This is a genomic window from Acidithiobacillus sulfurivorans, assembly GCF_018853815.1.
Classification (GTDB): domain Bacteria; phylum Pseudomonadota; class Gammaproteobacteria; order Acidithiobacillales; family Acidithiobacillaceae; genus Acidithiobacillus; species Acidithiobacillus sulfurivorans.
In genome coordinates this window covers 25,824-46,638 of record NZ_JAAOMP010000067.1, presented here as the reverse complement: position 1 = coordinate 46,638, position 20,815 = coordinate 25,824, and the positions used below count along the sequence as shown (strand labels likewise).

Annotated in this window: 15 protein-coding genes and 1 tRNA gene; 10 read left to right on the top strand and 6 right to left on the bottom strand. The window is 54.2% G+C overall.

What is annotated here, in order from left to right:
- A partial coding sequence (locus HAP95_RS05940; RefSeq protein ID WP_226832598.1) for an ammonium transporter occupies nt 1-814 on the bottom strand: 814 nt, incomplete at its 3' end.
- A 223-nt stretch (nt 815-1,037) separates the two neighbouring features.
- Entirely contained in the window at nt 1,038-2,972 is a 1,935-nt protein-coding gene (locus tag HAP95_RS05935; RefSeq protein ID WP_215883381.1) for a PrkA family serine protein kinase, read from the bottom strand.
- 602 nt (nt 2,973-3,574) lie between these two features.
- On the opposite strand from HAP95_RS05935, the gene HAP95_RS05930 reads away from it, so the two are divergent.
- Nucleotides 3,575-4,525 (top strand): PDC sensor domain-containing protein, encoded by a 951-nt coding sequence (locus HAP95_RS05930; RefSeq protein ID WP_215883380.1) that lies wholly within the window; start codon nt 3,575-3,577, stop codon nt 4,523-4,525.
- On the opposite strand, the gene HAP95_RS05925 is transcribed toward HAP95_RS05930, so the two are convergent.
- The 4 genes from HAP95_RS05925 to HAP95_RS05910 all read right to left on the bottom strand — a co-directional run bounded on the left by HAP95_RS05925 (nt 4,522) and on the right by HAP95_RS05910 (nt 11,315).
- Nucleotides 4,522-7,908 (bottom strand): transglutaminase family protein, encoded by a 3,387-nt coding sequence (locus tag HAP95_RS05925; RefSeq protein ID WP_215883379.1) that lies wholly within the window; start codon nt 7,906-7,908, stop codon nt 4,522-4,524. The genes HAP95_RS05930 and HAP95_RS05925 overlap by 4 nt on opposite strands.
- A gap of 32 nt (nt 7,909-7,940) precedes the next feature.
- Nucleotides 7,941-8,927: an alpha-E domain-containing protein gene (locus HAP95_RS05920; RefSeq protein WP_215883378.1), complete on the bottom strand. Its 987-nt coding sequence runs from the start codon at nt 8,925-8,927 to the stop codon at nt 7,941-7,943.
- Nucleotides 8,912-10,375: a circularly permuted type 2 ATP-grasp protein gene (locus HAP95_RS05915; RefSeq protein WP_215883377.1), complete on the bottom strand. Its 1,464-nt coding sequence runs from the start codon at nt 10,373-10,375 to the stop codon at nt 8,912-8,914. Before HAP95_RS05915 ends, HAP95_RS05920 begins: the two co-directional genes overlap by 16 nt.
- Before the next feature lie 190 nt (nt 10,376-10,565).
- Nucleotides 10,566-11,315 (bottom strand): proteasome-type protease, encoded by a 750-nt coding sequence (locus HAP95_RS05910; protein ID WP_215883376.1) that lies wholly within the window; start codon nt 11,313-11,315, stop codon nt 10,566-10,568.
- A gap of 346 nt (nt 11,316-11,661) precedes the next feature.
- Here HAP95_RS05910 and glnL point away from each other — a divergent pair, with 346 nt between their 5' ends.
- From glnL to HAP95_RS05865, 9 genes are all read left to right on the top strand, one after another.
- On the top strand, nt 11,662-12,747 hold the full coding sequence (glnL, locus tag HAP95_RS05905) for a nitrogen regulation protein NR(II) (protein WP_215883375.1): 1,086 nt from the start codon (nt 11,662-11,664) through the stop codon (nt 12,745-12,747).
- Entirely contained in the window at nt 12,744-14,153 is a 1,410-nt protein-coding gene (ntrC, locus tag HAP95_RS05900) for a nitrogen regulation protein NR(I) (protein ID WP_215883374.1), read from the top strand. The genes glnL and ntrC overlap by 4 nt, the downstream gene beginning before the upstream one ends.
- A gap of 96 nt (nt 14,154-14,249) precedes the next feature.
- On the top strand, nt 14,250-15,188 hold the full coding sequence (locus tag HAP95_RS05895) for a tetratricopeptide repeat protein (RefSeq protein ID WP_215883373.1): 939 nt from the start codon (nt 14,250-14,252) through the stop codon (nt 15,186-15,188).
- A 124-nt stretch (nt 15,189-15,312) separates the two neighbouring features.
- Entirely contained in the window at nt 15,313-16,281 is a 969-nt protein-coding gene (locus HAP95_RS05890; RefSeq protein ID WP_215883372.1) for a polyprenyl synthetase family protein, read from the top strand.
- Nucleotides 16,282-16,291: 10 nt separating this feature from the next.
- Nucleotides 16,292-16,368: transfer RNA gene (locus tag HAP95_RS05885), tRNA-Pro, on the top strand.
- Between the two features lie 91 nt (nt 16,369-16,459).
- Nucleotides 16,460-16,663: a hypothetical protein gene (locus HAP95_RS05880; RefSeq protein ID WP_215883371.1), complete on the top strand. Its 204-nt coding sequence runs from the start codon at nt 16,460-16,462 to the stop codon at nt 16,661-16,663.
- Entirely contained in the window at nt 16,660-18,750 is a 2,091-nt protein-coding gene (locus HAP95_RS05875) for an O-antigen ligase family protein (protein ID WP_226832597.1), read from the top strand. Before HAP95_RS05880 ends, HAP95_RS05875 begins: the two co-directional genes overlap by 4 nt.
- Nucleotides 18,747-20,501, top strand: coding sequence for a peptidoglycan D,D-transpeptidase FtsI family protein (locus HAP95_RS05870; protein ID WP_215883370.1), 1,755 nt, complete (start codon nt 18,747-18,749; stop codon nt 20,499-20,501). The genes HAP95_RS05875 and HAP95_RS05870 overlap by 4 nt, the downstream gene beginning before the upstream one ends.
- On the top strand, nt 20,498-20,809 hold the full coding sequence (locus tag HAP95_RS05865; protein ID WP_215883369.1) for a hypothetical protein: 312 nt from the start codon (nt 20,498-20,500) through the stop codon (nt 20,807-20,809). Before HAP95_RS05870 ends, HAP95_RS05865 begins: the two co-directional genes overlap by 4 nt.
- Nucleotides 20,810-20,815 lie beyond the last annotated feature (6 nt).

Genomic DNA, 20,815 nt, shown 5'->3' with positions numbered 1-20,815 from the left:
TCTGTGTAACCGCCAGCGCCATGCCTGCCCGATCACTGGCCGCGACCGCAGATCCGGCATTAAATCCAAACCAGCCTACCCACAGTAATGAAGCGCCTATCAGGGTGTACATGAGATTATTGGGGTGCATGGCATCATGCTTGTAGCCGATCCGCTTGCCCATGACCAGCGCAGCTACGAGGCCAGCTACCCCGGCATTGATGTGCACCACGGTACCGCCTGCGTAGTCGAGGACGCCATCGGCGCCCAGCCAGCCGCCGGGTCCCCAGACCATGTGGGCGATGGGTGCATAGACCAGCAGGGACCACAGACCGGTAAACCAGAGCAGGGCTGAAAACTTCATGCGCTCTGCGAAAGCGCCCACAATCAGCGCCGGGGTGATGATGGCAAAAGTCATCTGGAAGGTCATGTACACGGATTCCGGGATGGTCGGCGCCAGACTGCTGACCGAATCCAGCCCCAGGCCGTTGAGGAACAAGCGACTCATGCCCCCCATAAAGGCATTACCTGTGGTGAAAGACAGGCTGTATCCCAGCATCATCCATAATACTGAAATCAGCGCCGTGACCGCAAAACTCTGGGCAGCTGTCGCCAGCACATTTTTTTTGCGGACCATGCCTGCATAAAACAACGCCAGACCCGGCACGGTCATGAGCAGCACCAGTGCCGTAGAGGTCAGCATCCAGGCAGTATCCCCACTATTGAAACTGGGCGTGCTGGTGCCTGCCTCTGCCAGCGGACTCCCCAGGAGGGCGAGGGCACCCATCCATGCCGTTCCTCGAAATACGTATTGCCTTGCTCCCTTCTTCATCATATCGCTCCTTGTTTTCCATCGTTTCTGAGGCTGAATGCCCCGTGTGTGCAATTTGGTTTAGCAAAAACCGTGCAAGCCATTAAAAACAACGAATAGAGGTCTTTTGAGCCAGGAGAGGGAGCAAATCATCGAAAATGTGCACCAATATGGTGCAGCGGTTTCAGGGTAAAATAATGCCCGCAGGCGCGGGCATAGGGTTCAGAAGGATCAGATGCCCCGAATTTTAGTGGTGTTTACGATAACGCATATACCAGTCCACCAGCAGGCGTACCTGTTTTTCCGTGTAGCCTTTTCGGGTCATGCGCGCGACAAAATCCTGATGTTTCCGCTCGTCGTCGGAAGAACTTTTTTTACCGAAGGAAATCACCGGCAAGAGGTCTTCGGTATTGGCAAACATTTTCTTTTCGATAACCGCACGCAGTTTTTCATAGCTGGTCCAGGAAGGGCTGATCCCATCATTGGAAGCTTTTACCCGCAGGACAAAATTGACCACTTCATTGCGGAAGTCCTTGGGATTGGCAATGCCCGCCGGTTTCTCGATTTTTTCCAGTTCTTCGTTCAGAAGGCCGCGATCCATGAGTTGACCGGTGTCGGGGTCACGGAATTCTGTATCCTGGAGCCAGAAGTCCGCATATTGAATGTAACGATCAAAAAGATTCTGACCGTAATCCCCATAACTTTCGAGATAGGCTTTCTGGATTTCCAGTCCCAGAAATTCGGCATAGCGAGGCGCCAGTTCGGTTTTCAGAAAGGCCAGATAATGGGATTCAGTTTCCGCCGGGAACTGTTCGGCGCGGATTTGCGTTTCCAGTACGTGCAGCAGATGGACGGGATTGGCAGCCACTTCATCACTGTCAAAATTGAAAGTGCGCGACATGATTTTGTAGGCAAAACGGGTAGAAATGCCATCCATGCCTTCATCTACGCCGGCAGCATCCCGGTATTCCTGCAGACTTTTGGCCTTGGGATCCTTGTCTTTCAATGATTTACCGTCGTAGATTTCCATTTTGGACCAGAGACTGCTGTTGCCCGGCTCTTTGAGACGGCTGAGCACTGAAAAACGCGCCAGCATGTCCATGGTGTCGGGTGCGCAAGGGGCGTCACTGAGGGCGCTGCTTTCCAGCAGTTTATGGTAGATGCGGGTTTCTTCCGTGACCCGCAGGCAGTAGGGCACCTTGACAATATATACCCGGTCAAGAAAGGCCTCATTCCGCTTGTTGTTGCGGAAAGCGGACCATTCCGATTCGTTGCTGTGGGCCAGGATAATGCCCTGAAAAGGCAGGGCACCAAAGCCCTCGGTACCATTGTAGGTGCCCTCCTGGGTGGCGGTCAGCAGTGGATGCAGCATCTTGATCGGCGCCTTGAACATTTCCACGAATTCGAGAACGCCCTGGGTGGCGACATTCAGGCCACCCGCGTAGGAGTAGGCATCGGGATCATCCTGGGAAAAATCTTCCAGTTTGCGAATGTCCACTTTGCCCACCAGGCTGGATATATCCTGATTATTCTCGTCACCGGGCTCCACCTTGGTGATGCCGATTTGATGCAGTTGTGATGGCATCAGGCGCTGCACCGTGAATTGACGGATGTCGCCGCCAAATTCGCGCAAGCGTTTGGCCGCCCAGGGAGACATCACGCCATTCAGGGCGCGACGGGGAATACCAAAACGATCCTCCAGTATGGGGCCATCTTCATCACGATCAAACAAACCCAAAGGCGATTCGTAAAGAGGCGAAACCTTGCCGTTGGCAGCGAGACAATAAATGGGATACTGCTCCATCAAGGTCTTCAAACGCTCAGCCAAAGAAGATTTGGCAGCCCCTACCGGACCCAGCAGGTAGAGAATCTGCTTGCGTTCTTCCAGTCCTTGCGCGGCATGACGGAAATAGGCCACTAGGTTTTCGACAACATCTTCAATGCCGAAAAAATCCTTGAAAGCCGGATAGGTGAGCAACTTTCGATTCATGAATATCCGCGACAGTCGGGGATCAGCCTGAGTGTCGATCATCTGCGGCTCGCCGATGGCGGCCAGCATACGTTCTGCAGCGCTGGCATAGGCCATGGGTTCACGGGCACAGAGATCCAGATAAGCATCCAAGGAAAGGGTGACTTCCTGCTGTTGCAGAAAACGCTCTTGATAACGGTCGAATAACGCCATTTGCCACTCCTTGCGGCGAAGCCGCGATGGTTTACAGCCTGAAACTCTTGGACATGGACGCGACCCTGGGGTTCAGGTGTTGAAGAATGTTTTATGTTAAGCATTTCCTGTGCCAAAGTGCGGGCAGCTCTGGTCTTTTCCCCCGATGAGGACTGCTGGGTATTCCTGCACTGTGTACTGACAAATTGTTCGTCAGTGGTGCGCTCTGTGCACGATTATGGTGCATGGCGGCGGGTTGCGCCAGTCCGCATCCCGACCGGAAAGTTTCTGTCCAGAAATGCTTCACAATATATTAACCGGCTGTTTATCACTGGATTATATGGGTATTTGGCTATGAGCCTGGGCTTTGAACAAAAAAAAGGGCGGGAGGACCGCCCTGGAAGCCACTTGAGGAGGAGTGATCAGATGACCATGATCAGGATATGTTTAGCAGGAAGCGTGCCATCTTTTTTGCAAAATGCCGATTCCCGCTTTTAGGTGAGTAGATTCGTTGAAGAATAAAAGGTGTTGAGGATATGGCACGCCCCTTGCTGCACTATCCATAGGTCATGATCTGATCCATTTGCACATAGACGCCACGAGCGACCTGTTGGGGGTGAATCATGAATCGCTTCGAGCATTTTCGCGAGGTACGCAAGGATCTTGCCGCACTGCTTGGGGGCGTCGTTGATGCCCTCGCCAGTCCTGCATTGTTGCAGCAGCATGCGGATGAACAACGAAAAAAGCTGACTTGTCTTATTAACCGTCACCCCTTTCTGGATTTGTGCTACCTCCTGGATGCGGGAGGTCGGCAAATTGGGGATAATGTGGCTGCTTCCCGGCGCCGTGCTGCTGGTAAAGAGGATGGGGATGGCGTGGATCGCAGCCATCGACCTTATTACCGTCTGGCCCTCAATGCGTTGTCCCCGGTCCTGACTGAACCCTATTTATCTTCGGCCAATGGTCATATTTGTGTGACAGCTACAGCACCTATTCGTGATGAAAAGGGGCAACTGCTGGGCATGCTGGTAGCCGATAGCGAACTGGATAGAGCACTCGCCCTGCTTGAAGAAGATGATATCCGGCGGGGCTTCGAACCCTATTTCAAGGCCATTTATACCCTGTTTTCGACTGGCCTGCTGGCAGTCAGCGCCGCTCTGGGTTTTCATGCGGTCGTCAGCTTGAAGCAGGTCTGGTCGGCTGTTGCCGCTCCTGGGGACTTTACGGCGCCTTTCCAGGCGACCATTTTGTTCACCCTGGCGCTGGCCGTATTTGATCTGTCCAAAACCATTTTTGAAGAGGAAGTCCTGCTGCGCAAAGACATTCGTCGTCATAGTACTACGCGACGCACTTTGACCCGATTTATTGCGGCCATCCTGATTGCGGTGTCCATCGAAGGCCTGATGCTGGTGTTCAAATTTGCTCTGGATGCTCCCCAGAATCTCTGGTTGGCTGTACTGCTGCTGGTCGCCGCTGCATTGCTGTTGGTGGCCCTGGGCGTGTATGTATATTTGGGCGGCCAGGCAGAAGTGCTCCTGTCACAGCATCGTGATCAGCGCCACGATGCGGGTTAGGACCTTGGTTTTGGGGATTTGGCCATGCGCAGATCCAGAGTATGCGGATAATCCGGTTGTTCTTCATCATAAGGTGCTTGCCAGGGGTATTCACCGCTGCCTCTGGCAACGAAACGCCCCTCACTGGGGAGCACCTTACCCCCCATGATAGAGGGTGGAGAAGACATCGATTCGGGTTGGCTGTGACCGGTCGTGGTAAAGCGGGATTGGCGGCGGGCCTCGGCTTCCCAGGCGTTGACGGGGAATACTTCCGAATTGCGTCCACCCGGATGCATGACATGGTAGGTACAGCCGCCGATGCTACGTCCATTCCAGGTGTCGATCAGATCAAATGTCAGTGGGGAATGCACCGGAATGGTCGGGTGCAGGGCAGATGGCGGCTGCCAGGCACGATAACGTACCCCTGCCACCTGGGTATCCGAGGCACGGGTTGTCTGCAGCGGGACACGCCTTCCATTGCAGGCCAGTATATGCCGTCCGGGAGTCATGCCCGTGACCTTGACCTGCAGGCGTTCAATGGACGAGTCCACGTAGCGGGCGGTGCCACTTCCGGTGACCTCCTCACCGAGAACATGCCAGGGCTCAATGGCAGCACGCAGTTCGATTTGCACATCACCAATCTGCACATGACCATGCTCTGGAAAGCGAAATTCCGAAAAGGGTGTCAGCCATTCCAGTTGAAAGAGAATTCCGTGGTTTTGCAGGTCCGTACAGACCTCGCGCAAATCTTCCCAAACATAATGGGGCAGCATGAAGCGATCATGAAGCGTCGTTCCCCAGCGAATCAGGGCATGACGATAAGGATCTTCCCAAAAGCGTAAAATCAGACTGCGGACCAGCAACTGCTGGACCAGACTCATGCGCGCATGGGGTGGCATTTCAAAGGCACGCAGTTCTACCAGTCCCTGGCGTCCGGCGGAACCGGTCGGAGAGTAGAGTTTGTCAATGCAGATTTCCGCGCGATGGGTATTTCCGGTAATGTCGACCAAAAGATTACGAAACAGGCGATCCACCAGCCAGGGTTGCACGACAGTGCCCGGAGGTACCTGGGTAAAGGCAATTTCCAGTTCATAAAGTGCTTCATGACGGGCTTCGTCCACCCGGGGTGACTGGCTGGTCGGGCCAATAAACATTCCGCTGAAAAAATAGGAGAGCGCCGGATGATGTTGCCAGTAGGTAATGAGACTTTGCAACAAATCCGGACGGCGCAGGAAAGGGCTGTCGCCGGGGGTGGCGCCGCCCAGCGTCATGTGATTGCCGCCGCCAGTACCGGTGTGGCGGCCGTCCAGCATGAATTTTTCGGCGGTCAGGCGGCAGGCATGCGCCTCTTCGTAAAGCAGGCTGGTTTTTTCCACCATTTCCGGCCATCTGGAAGAAGGGTGAATGTTCACCTCAATAACACCGGGATCCGGTGTGACCAGCAGTTTTTCCAGGCGCGGATCACTGGGCGGCGCATAACCTTCAATGACGACCGGCATTTCCAGGGCAGCCGCAGTGGCTTCAATGGCGCTGAGTAGTCGCAGATAATGTTCAGTCACCTGCAGGGGTGGGAAAAAGCAATACAGACAGCCTTGGCGAATTTCCAGGGTGACTGCTGTGTGGGGAATTTCCTCCCAGCTGGGGGCTTTGTTGCTGGCGGGGCTTTTCGCTGTTTGGGATTTAGCGGTGCTCCCCGGCGTCGGCTTGGCATGCATATCCGGTAAGGGCGGTAAGGGCGCGAAGGGGTCCGTTTCCGGCTGCCATTTTTTGTGCGGATCGACCATCCATGGCAGGCTATCGAGGGGTAGACGCATGCCTAAAGCCGAGTCACCAGGAATGAGAATCAGGCGTCCGCTGCGAAATACCCAGGTTGCGGAGTGCCAGCACTGCTGATTCCATTCCCAGGCCAAAGGTAGAACCCAACCCACGGGGCGGTCCAGACCAGCCTGAAGCTTTTCCATGAGGGCCTGACGCTCCAGAGGATCATCGAGGCGATGGGTACTGAGGTCAATGTTGACCGGAACCCGTCCCTCCTGATGAAGGACATGCCAGGCATCTTCGTAGGCAGGAATGAGCCGGGTGCTGTCTACCTGCAATTGTTCGCAGAGCTGACAGGCGAAATGATGGAGATCTTCCGGTTTCCAGCCGTAATCCTTGAGTGGGTCCGCCAGCAACGTCGGATCTTGCCACACCGGCAGGCCATCTTTGCGCCAGTATAAGCCTAAGGCCCATCTGGGCAGGGGTTCGCCCGGATACCATTTACCTTCACCCGTATGCCGCAAGGCGCCTTGCGCAAAATGCTTGCGCAGGCGTTCCGAAAGGATTTCAGCGCGTTCCCGTTTGTGTTTGCCCAGCGCCTCCAGATTCCATTGTGGATCATCCACCGCTTCCGTAGCCACAAAAGTGGGCTCCCCGCCCATGGTCAGACGGACATCTGCCGCCTGCAGGCGGTCATCGACAATCCGCCCAAGCACCATGACTTCTTCCCACTGGCTCTCGGTATAGGGTTTGGTGACCCGAGGTGTTTCCGGCAGCCGGGTGACCTGGTTGAAAAAATGAAAGGTAACCTCACATTTTCCGGTGGCACCACTGATCGGCGCGGCACTTTGGTAATGCGGCGTACAGGCCAGTGGAATATGCCCTTCACTGGCAAACAGACCGGAAGTGGGGTCCATACCAATCCAGCCTGCTCCGGGGATGTACACTTCCACCCAGGCGTGTAGATCAGTGAAATCCTGAGCGGGACCGGAGGGTCCTTCGAGGGGTGCCTGATCGGCCACTAACTGAACCAGATAACCGGAAACAAAGCGGGCCGCGAGACCCAGATGTCGTAAAATCTGGACCAGCAGCCAGGCGCTGTCCCGACAGGAACCGCTGGCTTTTTTCAGGGTTTCTTCGGGAGTCTGGACGCCGACTTCCATGCGCAGGTTGTAAGCGATGGCAGTTTGTAACTGCTGATTGATACCGACCAGAAAATCAATGGTCCGCTGTTTGCGTTTCATGATACCCAGCAACATTTGTTGCAGTAGGCGCCCGGCTTTTTCTTTTTCCAGGTAGGGAGCCAGCTCTTTATATAATGCCGGTTCGTAACGGAAGGGCCAGCGTTCCGCTCGTTCTTCAATAAAAAAATCGAAAGGATCAATCACGCTCAGGTCGGCGATGACTTCGATGTTGAATTTGAGGGCCTTGACGCGTTCAGGGAAAACCAGGCGGGCCTGATAATTCCCGAAGGGATCCTGCTGCCAGTTGAGGAAATGTTTTTCGGGGCTGACTTCCAGCGAATAGGCAAGAATCGGAGTACGACAGTGTGGTGCTGGCCGCAGGCGCAATACGTGAGGATGGATTTCCACCAAACGATCAAAGTCATACTCGGTCTGATGACGCAGAACGACATGAATACCCATAAAATATCCTCGGTGGTGAAATGCTGTGGGACTTAAGCTTGTGCAACCTGCAAGTGGAGTCCATTCAGAGCATTTTCCGAACCACTATCTTCCCTGGCGAAATAGGTACCCTGAATGGTCCGATGGACCATGGCGAGATCCCTCTGGGCCTGATCCAGATATTCATGGAGCAGGTCCGGGCGGAGGTCGCTCAATTTCAGCTGATCCAGGCGTCGCCGGGCCCGGCGGACGGCCTCCGCAGGGGTTCCGGCATTGGGCAGATAGGCTAGAGCCACTTCCATTTCTCCCAGGCAATATTTCATGCTGCGCGGGAACTTGCCGTCCTTGAGCAGATAGTCCACCACCTGATTACTGCGCACCTGTACGGAAATGTGGCGACGGTACATTTCAAAGGCACTGAGTGACTTCAGAACCCCGATCCACAAGCTGCTGCCCGCGGTTTTCTGCAGGCCCTGATCCTGGGGTAAAATCACGGCACTGGTGACATCGACAATGCGCGTGGTCATGTCCGCCCGTTCCATATTGCGTCCCAGCTTGATGAACTGGTAAACATTATCCTGACTCATGCTGCTGATCAGCAAGCCTACCAGGGCGTGGCGTCGGGTAATGACTTCGTTGAGAAAAGCGTAACGGGCATGGCGGCTATCTGCTCCAGAAACCGCCTGATCGCGAACATACAGAAACAAGGTGTTGAGGCGTTCCCAGAACTCGCCAGGCAGCAAGTCGCGAAACGTCCGGCAGTTTTCCCGAGCCTGATGAATGGCCGCCATGACCGAGTTTGGATTACGCTCGTCGGCAATCAAAAAACGCATGATGCGGTTTTCTTCGGGGGCACCATAAAGCTCTGCATAAAGCGTCGCATCACCGGTGACCTGCAACAGGATATCCCAGCCAAAATAGGCTCCAGGAGGCAGATCCAGCAGCATCAGGGTGGTGGCATTAATCAGGCGGGCTACGTCTTCCGTGCGCTCCAGATAGCGCGCCATCCAGTACAGATTTTCAGCTACTCGGGAAAGCATGGTGCCTCCTCATCAACAATCCAGGTGTCTTTGCTGCCGCCACCCTGGGAGCTGTTCACGACCAGTGACCCGGGCTGCATCGCCACCCGGGTCAACCCCCCAGTGGTTACATACAGTTTATCCGCTTGCAAAATAAAGGGCCGCAGGTCGAGGTGTCGTGCCTCCAGATGATCATCTACCAGTGTGGGTGCGGTGGAAAGATTCAAGGTTGGCTGGGCAATGTAGTTGCGCGGGTTGGCCTGAATCAGTTCGGCAAAACGGTCGCGTTCAGCCTGACTGGCGCGGGGGCCGATCAGCATGCCATAACCCCCGGACTCGTTGGCAGGTTTCACCACCAGTTCGGCAAGATGGCTGAGGACATAATCACGATCCGCCTCGCGCATGCACAAATAAGTCGGAACATTGGGAATAATGGGTTCGGCATCCAGGTAGTATCGAATGATTTCCGGAACAAAGGCGTACACGACCTTGTCATCGGCTACCCCGGCACCGGGCGCGTTGGCAATGGCCACATTTCCGCGTCGCCAGGCGCGGAGCAGTCCGGGGATGCCAAGCGCCGAATCCGGAAAAAACACTTCGGGGTCCAGGTAGTCATCATCAATACGGCGGTAAATGACATCGACGCGTTGTAATCCGGAAATGGTGCGCAAATAAACAATATCTTCCTTGCTGACGTAAAAATCCGTCCCTTCGGCAAGATAAGCGCCCATCTGCTGGGCTAAATAACTATGTTCGAAATAAGCGGAATTGTAGATGCCAGGGGTAAGTACTGCGAGCACGGGCTTTTCTTCCGGGCGCGGAGACAAGGCCGCCAGGGTTTCATACAGGCGATTGGGGTAGTCGTCCACGGGCCGGATAATGGATGATTTGAACAATTCCGGGAAAAGTCGCTTCATGATCTGACGGTTTTCAAGCATGTAAGAGACGCCCGAAGGTACCCGGAGATTATCTTCGAGCACATAGATGGTCCCGTCAGCATCACGCACCAGATCACTTCCGCAGATGTGTGCCCAGACCCCGAAGGGGGGATGAATGCCCCGACAGGCTTCCCGAAAATTGCGCGAACCTTCCAGAACTTCGGCCGGGAAAACGCCATCAGCGACAATGCGCTGATCATTGTAGAGGTCATCAATGAACAGGTTGAGTGCCTGCAGACGCTGTTTGAGGCCCTCTTCAATGCGCGTCCATTCGCTGCTCGAAAGAATTCTCGGGATAATGTCAAAAGGCCAGGCACGATCAATATTGCCAGCTTCACTATATACGGTAAAAGTGATTCCCATGGCGAGAATGGAGGCATCCGCAGCCTGACGACGCGCCTGCAACTCGCTGCTGTCCAGGGTGTTCAGATAATTGAACAGGGGTGCAGCCGCCCGGCGCGGTCGGGCATTTTCATCCACCAGTTCGTCATGGGTAATCTGCTGCTGATAATGGGTTCTGAGCCAGTCCATCTGCTTTATCTCCTCGTTGCAAGATTCTCGCCCAAGTTTTAGTGAGATGAATGAAGCAAAGCGCGTGCCAGTCAGGCTGGTCGGTTTGTGGAGGCAACAAACCGTCACGCCAAGGCGATAATTGTATCATATTGGTGCATGTTGCACTAATAAAGTGCAGAGCTGTTCCGTGTGTTTACACGCTGTTACTTCACAACGGTGGCATGGCTGTCGGGGTTTCCCAGTCAAAAGGAGGAAGACCGTCCAATGCCTGTAATAATCCCTGACTCCAGCGTTCACCAAGATTCCGATAAAAACGATCTTCCTCGGTCAGCGAAAGATAGCGGCCCATCTGCAGAGAATTAGTTTTATAGATGAGTAACTCAACCGGCGGGCCGACCGTAACATTGCTACGCATGGTGGAATTCATGGAAACCAGCGCGCAGCGGGCGGCGGCTTCCAGGGAAAGTTCCGGTTTGATCACGCGGTCGAGTATGGGTTTGCCATATTTGATTTCGCCGATTTGTAAAAAGGGGTGATCTGCCGATTCGTGAATGTAGTTTCCCTGAGGATAAATCATGTAGGTAACAGGCGCTTCGCTGCCGATCTGACCACCCAAAATGAAAGTGGCCTCAAAATTGGTGTTGGCCGTATCACGGCAGACCTGATTACGCTGGATTTCGGCGTTAATCAGGCCAATGTAATCTGCAGCTTCTGCCATGCTGGAAAGATTCAATAGATGGATTTCGGCATTTTGGTCCATATCCTGCTGCAGGCGTTTGACGACTCCCTGAGTGGTAGCCAGATTGCCGGCTGAAAGCAGGCAGAGAAAGCGATCACCCGGCCAGCAAAAATTATGCATTTTTGAGTAAATACTGACATTGTCAGTGCCTGCATTGGTGCGGGAATCAGAACAGAAAACCAGCCCCCCGGAAACGTGGGCAGTGAGGCAGTAAGTCATAATTATCCCTGTAGGCATGCAGCGTTGTTTAGTCATAGTCGCTGATATTTTGGTGTTTTGGAAGCCTGTTCACCATGAGCATGATTTACCGGCGTTGTGGTGATCAGAGGTTGTGCACTATTATGGTGCGGTCGGTGCACTATCCTGGTTGCGACTGTTGCTCTGGATGATGGGCGGTCATTTTGATTCGAGACGTTGTTGTTACTGGCTAAAGCTGGTACCCAGCTGAAGGGTTGTATGCGTACGCAGGGCAATTTCCCGGCTGCCAGAGATTGGTTTGGTGTGCTTTTTGCTTAGATGAATTTATGAAAGCGCCTCCAGAGGCGGATACCTATTTGGAGCTTGCATGGCGCAGCGCAAAAGCACAAAAGCAGCATTGACGGAAAACGCGGTACTGGATGCCCTGGAGTCAGCAGTAATGACTCTGGACGCTCAGCACAAGCTGCGTTTTATGAATCCGGCAGCAGAAAACCTCCTGCGCATCAGTCAGCATCAGGCACGCGGCCAAACCGTTGCAGCCTTATGCAGTATTGTGGGAGAAGATCGTTTTGCTGCGTTGTTTGCCGATGCCACCGATTTGAATGGGACCATACTGCGTCGCGCCTTGCCATTGCAGCTCCATGATGGCAGCCATGCGGTGGTGGACCTGGTGGTGACGCCTTTGGCCGATGGTCATCTGATTATCGAAATGCGGCCGATGGAGCTGCCCGCACGTCATGCAGAAGAAGAAATGCAGGATCGGATTTATGGAGCGGCTCAGGAAATGTTGCGCGGCCTTGCCCATGAAATCAAAAATCCCCTGGGTGGATTGCGCGGCGCCACCCAACTTCTTGAGAGAGAATTGCAACGTCCTGAATTGAAAGATTATACCCGAGTCATACTCCATGAAGTCGACCGTCTGCATCATCTGGTGGATCGTTTACAGGGACCACGCAGTCGCCCGATTTTTGCCAACGTCAATATTCATCAGGTGCTGGAGCATGTGCGGCGTCTCCTCCAGACCGAATTACCCACGGGTATTGCGTTGCGTTTCGATTATGACCTTTCCATTCCGGAAGTTTATGCGGATCAGGAGCAACTGGTGCAGGTTTTTCTCAATTTGCTGCGTAATGCCCAGCAGGCGCTGGATCGCCATGGCACCATCCTCATCCGGACTCGGGTGGATCGATATGTCACCTTACTCCACCAGAAATTTCGCCTCGCCCTGCGGGTCGATATTGTCGATAGCGGTCCCGGGATTCCTGAAGATCTTTTGCCCCGCATTTTTCTGCCCCTGGTGACCAGTCGTGCGGCAGGCATGGGGATGGGGCTGGCTATTGCCCAAGGCCTGGTGCGCGGACATGGTGGCGTCGTGCACTGTCATTCCCGACCGGGGGAAACCATTTTTTCGGTCTCCCTGCCCCTTGGCCAACATCGTGAGGAGCCGCAATGAAACAGGTCTGGATTATTGACGATGATCCCTCTATTCGATGGGTACTGGAAAAAGCGCTGGCCCAGGCAGAAATTCCTTCCCGGAGTTTTGCCGATGCGGATAGTGCCTTGCGGGCGCTGGGCCGTGATCAACCCAATGCCATTGTCACGGACTTACGCATGCCCGGTCTGGACGGCCTGGCTTTTCTGAGGGAAGTGCAGGCGCGTTGGCCCAAGCTCCCGGTTATTGTCATGACGGCCCATTCGGACCTCGATAATGCCGTTTCGGCTTTCCAAAGTGGGGCTTTTGAGTATTTACCCAAACCCTTTGATATGGACGAAGCCATCAATCTGGTCCGCCGGGCTTTGGGGAGTCAGGAAGAACCGACAGCCAGTAGCCAGGCGGACGATGCGGACCCGGCGGAAATGATTGGTGAAGCGCCAGCGATGCAGGAGGTGTTTCGAGCCATCGGACGCCTGTCCCGATCACAGATCAATGTGCTCATTACCGGTGAGTCAGGAGCCGGTAAAGAGCTGGTGGCCAGCGCTCTGCATCGCCACAGTCCACGGGCCAGAGGGCCTTTTATTGCTATCAATACCGCCGCTATTCCCGCCGAACTGCTGGAATCCGAACTGTTTGGCCATGAAAAGGGTGCATTTACCGGAGCGGTACAAACCCGCCAGGGACGTTTTGAGCAAGCCTCCGGGGGTACCCTGTTTCTGGATGAAATCGGGGATATGCCTGCTGCTTTGCAAACCCGCCTGCTGCGGGTGCTCTCGGATGGTACTTTTTACCGGGTGGGGGGGCATGCCCCTTTGCGTGCTGATGTGCGGGTGCTGGCAGCCACCCACCAGAATCTGGAAGCCAAGGTCCGCGACGGCAGTTTTCGCGAAGATCTCTATCATCGTCTGAATGTCATCCATATTCACTTGCCGCCGCTGCGCGAGCGCCGCGAAGATATTCCGAGACTGGCGCGGCATTTCCTGCGCCGCAGTGCGGATCAGCTGGATGTCGAGCGCAAGCTGTTGAGCCCGGCTGCCGAAATGGCTTTCACGGAATGGCACTGGCCGGGCAATGTCCGGCAACTTGAAAATGTGTGTCGCTGGGTTACCGTCATGGCCCCCACCAGTGAGGTGCAGATCACCGATTTGCCTCCGGAGATGAGCGTTGCGGCGCCGCTAGCGGAACTGGCAGATGCACCGATCCACCAGGATTGGCGGCTGCAACTGGGCACGCTGGTGCGCCAACGTCTCGCTAGTGGGGAAGAATCCCTGCTCGATAAAATTCAGCCCCAGTTTGAGCGTTGCATGCTGGAAGCAGCACTTCAGCATACCCGTGGTCATAAACAGGATGCTGCCCAGAAATTGGGTTGGGGACGTAATACACTGACCCGCAAGCTGAAAGAACTGGGTATGGAAGATCACTAAAAATATTCTTGCGAATTCTGGCCCTTAGACTAATTGCACTTGAACATGCAGGATTAAGAGCATGTTTGGAAGCACGGTCGTGGGGTTGAGGTGTTTATGCAAGGCTTGATGATATTCCTGGAAGTGGTTGTTGTACTGCTGTTACTGGTAGAAGTGTTTATTCGCTTGCGCGCCCGGCGGCGACGTTTGCAGAATCGCGCTGCGGCGGCTTCGCCAAATCTTTCCAGGGATGCATCTGTTCTACCAGTCAAGGCTGTCCCCGCTCCCCCGCGCGAAGTCACAGCCATTCCTGAAGCTGAAAAAGTGACAGCGACCCTGCAGGAAGCGCTCAGCATTGATGACTTACTCAATGAAGCGAATATTTATCTGGAATACGGTCATCATGCGCAGGCGGCAACGGTATTACGTTGGTATGTCGATCTGAATCCCCATGAAACCCGGGTGATTAATCAACTGCTGGACACCTATATTGCCATGGCTGATATGGACAGTTATGCAGATTTGCTGGAAAGTCTGGGCGAAAAATCCGCCAAGGTTCCTATGGATGAAACCTGGTGGCGGGAGCGGGTGGAACACGGTTTGCAGCAAGATCCCGGCAATCTCGAACTTCTGGTACTGGCCGAAAAGGTGGGAATGACTGTTCCCATGCCGCAGGAACAAGGCATTGAGGCAGTGATGACCGCAGAAATGGCCCTCGCGCTGGTTGCCCGCAATCGTGATCCCCATTATGGCATGGCTATATTGTGGCGAGCGATTGCCCATGAGCCACTGCGCTTGCCTCTCTATGCCGAGTTACTGCGTATTACCCACCAGCAGCATCTTCTTGAGGAATATATCAACGCCTTGATTTTGTTGTTCTTAACGGTGGGCAGTGGCGGAAAAACGCTGCGAGAACGGATGTTGCGAGCGGGTCAGGATCTTGGGCCGCACCCCTTATGGGATGTGCTGGCAGAATGGCAGGGTGATCCTGAAGAATTGCGACAGCTGGCCCGTTCCCGACAACTGGAAATCCCCAAGTCTCTCCCCGGTGCCTGAGCCGTTGGGCAGCAATCATGCTTGACAAGCCATTGTCGCCCTCACCACAATCCCCTGCGGCCGCAAGCTTGGCACTTTCTGGTGTAAAGTGGTGCCGATGCCAATAAACAGGGAGCAGCAAGGTATGGATCTGGAGTCGGTTAACCAACTGGTGCGGTCGGATATGTTGGCTGTAAATCAGGTAATTCAGGAGCAACTACGTTCCGGAGTGCCGACCATTCCCGCGATGGGCACCTATTTGATTAACGCTGGTGGAAAACGACTACGTCCTATCGTGCTGCTCCTGGCCGCGCGCATGGGTGGTGAACACAGCGCACGACCAATCCCCCTGGCGGCAGTGGTGGAATTTATTCACACGGCGACGCTCTTGCATGATGATGTGGTAGATGGTTCCGAGCTGCGCCGCAATAATGCCACGGCCAATCAGTTGTGGGGTAATGCGGCGGCGGTTTTGGTGGGCGATTTTCTCTATGCCCGCTCCTTTGAAATGATGGTGGCAGATGGGGATATGCGTATTCTGGCGACCATGGCCGAGGCAACCAGTGTCATTGCCCAGGGAGAAGTAGCACAACTGGAAAACGCGCACGACCCGGATTTGAGTGTGGCGTCTTATTTTTCGGTCATCGAAGCCAAAACCGCCAAATTGTTTGAAGCGGCCATGCGGATTGGTGCCTTGATCAACCATCTGGACCCGCAGACTGAAACAGCACTGGCGAAATATGGTTCGTTACTCGGGATTGCTTTTCAGTTGATGGACGATGCCCTGGATTATTCCACCTCCGCCGAAAAAATGGGTAAAAACCGGGGCGATGATCTGGCGGATGGCAAGGCGACCTTACCCTACATTCACGCCATGCAGCATGCTACTCCAACTGAGCAGGCCATTTTGCGCACGGCTTTGGATGGCGAAAACCCGGCCGATTTTGCGGCGGTCTGGGAAATCATTGCCAGAACAGAAGCTATTGATTACACTTTGCGCGTCGCGGCAGAAAAGGCTGAACAGGCCATTGCTTGTTTATCCAGCTTTCCCGATGGTCCGGAAAAGTCAGCATTGACATTTCTGGCCGGGTTCGCGGTGCAGCGTGACTTTTAGGTAACAGCATCGGGGCGTGGCTCAGCCTGGTAGAGCGCCGCCTTCGGGAGGCGGATGTCGGAGGTTCGAATCCTCTCGCCCCGACCAAATTGTTGAAAAGGCCCGCTTCGTCGGGCCTTTTTGGTGTTTTCATGGCGGTCCAAAAAAATGCGGCTCGAAGCAGACAGGGATTTTGTGGATGTTTAAATGGTTGTTACTGGCAGGTTTTCTGGGCTTGTTGTTTTATTTCTGGCGACAAAAACAGCGAATACCCAAAAATCATCCCGAAGTGGAGTCCCTGGTTCGCTGCTCCGTTTGCGGGCGCCATATATCCGTCCACTCCGCCATGTTAAGTGCTAAAGGCCATTATCGTTGTACCCTACATGCGGGAGATCCGGATTGACGACTACCAGTTATTCCTCGGGGACGAAAACCTCCAGGCCAATGATTTCATTCCGGGCGGGTTTATACGCCGTTTTGGCCTTGGTGGTTTACGGTCTTTCCTGGTATTACAACGGTCAGCTGATTCCGTTGCTCGCTGCTGGAAGTATTGTGTTGATGATCTGGGGGGCTATCGTCTGGTGGCCGTGCCTGCGCGCTGGCTTGATCTGGCCGCGTGGTTTTTTGCCGATATTCATGTTGTTATGGTTTGTCTGGTTTGGTTTGACCTTGTTCTGGAGCGGGTCTCCCTACAGCAGCTGGTTTTACTTTTGGGTGCTGGGTGCGCTGCCGTTGACCTTTCTGATAGCCATCATGATCCCGGAGCCAGTGGCTGAACAATTCTGGGTGTGGCTCTGGCGCGGAATTTTAATCAGCGCCTGGATTTTGAGTGCCATGGCACTCTGGCAATATTATCAGGGGATGGTCACTAATATTGGTCTGGCCAATTTACGTCCTTTTGGCCCCTTGCTAGATACCAACAGCTTTGCGGCCTGGCTGAATTTGCTTTTTTTTCCGGTGCTTGCCTTGTATTTTGTCAAAGATGGCCGCCGCCAGGTGTCCTTTCTGCGGGGTGGCGTTCATCTGGAGGCTTTTTTCTATCTTCTGACCTTGTCGGTATTGCTCCTGGCGTTTTTCTCGACCAGCAGTCGGGGTGGTCTTCTGGCCTGGGTCTGCACCATGCCTTTTGCGGTCTGGGGATTATGGCGTCAGCCTGCCGCACGGTCGCGTTTTCTTGTCGTTGCGGCTTTGGTCATCATCGCCTTTTTACTGATGGACTACGCGCATGGTTATGACCTGATCGGCCACCTTTCCCCAGGATACATTACCAGCAATATTACTACGGTATCGCGCAAGTTGATGTGGATTGCGACCTGGCATATGTATCTCAGTCATCCTTGGCTGGGTACCGGGATCGGCAGCTACTTTTTGAATTATCCGGCTTACCGGCTGCCAGGCGAACTGGCATCAGCAGGTACTTATGCACACAACGATTATCTGGAGTATCTGGCCGAGGGCGGACTGATCAACCTGGGCTTCCTGCTGAGTTTTGCCGGGATTTTGATGTACGCCATGTATCGTCTTTTATATCGGGCGGGGAAAGCCCTGCAGATGAGTGATGAACAGCGTCTGACAGCGCTCGGCCTGGTGTTGGGCGTGTTTGCCATCACTGGTCATGCTTTGGGGAATTTCATTTTTTATAATCTGCCTCTGAGTGTACTGGCAGGGCTTTTCATGGCGCGTGCCTGGCGGATTTATGGCACTTCCGAAAATACCCAACCCTTGCTGCCAAAAATTGGCATCAATCATGGGTTCATAGCCCAGATTATTTTGTTACTGGGCATAGTCGTCGCCTCCTGGAATTTGCTGGCAGATGCCGCCACTTATGCTTTTCTCAGCGATAATACCTGGCTGAATTCCGTTATTAAAAATCCCCGGCAACGCACTACGTTACTGTTGAAGGTCGCAGATACGTTGACTTCACTGCGTCCCTTGGCGACCCAACCCCACGTTTACCTTGCCAATACTTATCTGACATTGGCGGAACGCGATACCCGGATGGACAGCGCAAGCCGTCGTTCTTTGGTTCAGGCGGCACTGCATCAATATGAACAAAGCCTGATAGGGATTCCTCAACAAGCTGGCGTTCTCAATTCCATTGGGACGCTTTATCTTACTCAGGGGAAATTACTGGGTCTGGATGCCACACAAAGACAACGCCAGACGCTGCTGGCCTGGCGTCGAGGCCTGGCTATTAATCCTGAAAGCATCAGTCTCCGTAACCAGATTGCCCAACTGGCTTATGCCGATCAGGGCGATGTAAAAGGCGGTTTGACCTTTTTGCGGGCAGGATTAGCGCGACCGCTCTTCCCTTATCCCCGTTCTGAACTTTTGCTGGATATTGCGCTGATGCAATGGCGTGCAGATGAAAAAACGGGTGCGGAAAAAACCCTGCTACGTATTTTGCATGAAAACCCGGCTTACGAGCCTGCCGTTTCGTGGTTGCAGTCCATTCATCGCCAGGCCGAACTGCATTCCGGGGATAGATGAGCGCAGAACGCCCAAAGTCGAATCGCATTTTGCCCCGTTGGCGGGCTGTGCTCATTCTGGCGATCATCTTCGTCGGCTTTGTCATTGTGCTGACCCGGGACACGGATTTGCAATGGTGGCAGGATCATACCCTGCGTGATCAGGGGCGGATGCGGTATATGCAGGATCGTCCTCTTCCTGCTGATCGCGGCGTGATTTATGCCGGTAATGGTACGGCACTGGCAGTCAATGTACCCGCTGTTACCATCTGGACAGACCCGCGAATTTTTAATCGATACCAGAAAGATTGGGATAAGGTCGCTGCTGCCTTGAATTTAAGCCCACAGGCGCTGGCAGAACGTGTGCAATCCGGTGGTTCCGGGTTTGCCTATATTTTGCGTCAGGGCGAGCCGCAAATGGGCAATGCTTTGAATGCCCTCCATGTGCCGGGTATTTACGTGCAGGCAACCAGTCGCACTTACTATCCACTGGGTGCTGTGACTACGCCTCTGCTGGGCTTGGTACATCTGGATCATCATGGTGCTGCCGGTCTGGAAAGGGGCTATGACCAATGGCTTGCAGGCCATTCCGGCACGGAAAAAGTATTGGTGGACGGGCAAGGTGAAGTGCTGCGGGTGCTGGGTGCTCGTCATGCCCCCGTACCCGGTCATGATCTGCATTTGACCATTAATCCCCAGATTCAGTACTGGGCATACATGACCTTGTTGGCAGCCCAGAAGCACTTTGGGGCAACAGAAGGTTCTGCAGTGGTCATGAACGTCGAAAATGGACAGATTCTGGCCATGGCCAGCGTGCCCTCCTGCAACCCCAATTCCCGAAATGGTTGCGGCAATCCTGCCGATTACGTCAACAACGCCGTGCATCAGGCTTTTGAACCGGGTTCTGTCATGAAACCCTTTATGGTGGCGGCAGCACTGAAAACCGGCAGTATTCAGCCGGACCAAAGCTTCAATGTTTCGCACTGCCTGCCCGTCGGTGGGTTTTGTATTCGTGATGATGTGGTGCATCATGAATTGAATGTGGCACATATTCTCAAATATTCCAGTGACATTGGGGCAGCCAAAATTGCTCTGCGGACGCCTGCCCAAGCCATTTATGATATGTATCGGTCCGCAGGTTTCGGGAAAGAGCCGGATTTGGGCTTTGCCGGCGCTACTGGTGGCGTCCTGCCACAACCTCAGAACTGGGATAAAGCCCGCCACGCCACCATTGCGCTCGGTTATGGCGTTTCGGTGACGACCCTGCAGCTCGCCGAAGGTTACGCAGCCATTGCCAACGGTGGTTATCATGTGGCACCGACCCTGATAGCGGGTCAGCCAGTGCAAAAACAGCGCATCATGCCGGCAAATATTGCCGCACATTTGCGCCACTGGCTTGAGGGGGTGTGTGCAGCCAATGGGACCGGTATTTTGGCCGCCATTCCTGGTTATGCGGTGGCTGGCAAAACCGGAACCGCCAACATGGCCAATGGCAAAGATGGTTTCCAGAAAAACAAGACCAATGCGACTTTCGTGGGCTTTGCCCCCGGCTTTGCTCCAAAACTGGTCATGGCCGTGACCATGCGCGGCAGTACGCGGTACTGGAACTTCGGTGGCGTCGAATCGGCACCGGTGTTTCGGGTTACCATGCGCCATGCGCTGCAAGAATTGAATATTTCTCCACGCTGGTGTGGTGGCAAGGCTTGTGCTTCCAAGAATAAAGGCATTACCGCTACCCAGGCGGAAATATGGGCAGAAGGAGGCGGAAATTGAGTCGAACCGACAAATGGGTCGCCAGCATTTTGGCGCTGGGTATTGCAGGCTTGCTGCTGGGTGTTCTCGCCTTTGCCGCTGTTTCGCGCATCCCGGTAGCCCATATTTATGTGAATGCCGCCGGTGCCCGAAATATTATTGTGGCCGGACATCAAGCCGTAGCCGCACCGGATTGGCCTGGCGCCTATCGAGTAACCCCGCGTTTTACCAATCCTGCTTTCTGGTCTGATGCCACCCTCTACTTTCGGCAGGGCAAGGCGGTGACTATCCCGCGTCAGGACATCAAACTCTGGGTGTACCGTGGTTAAAGCAGA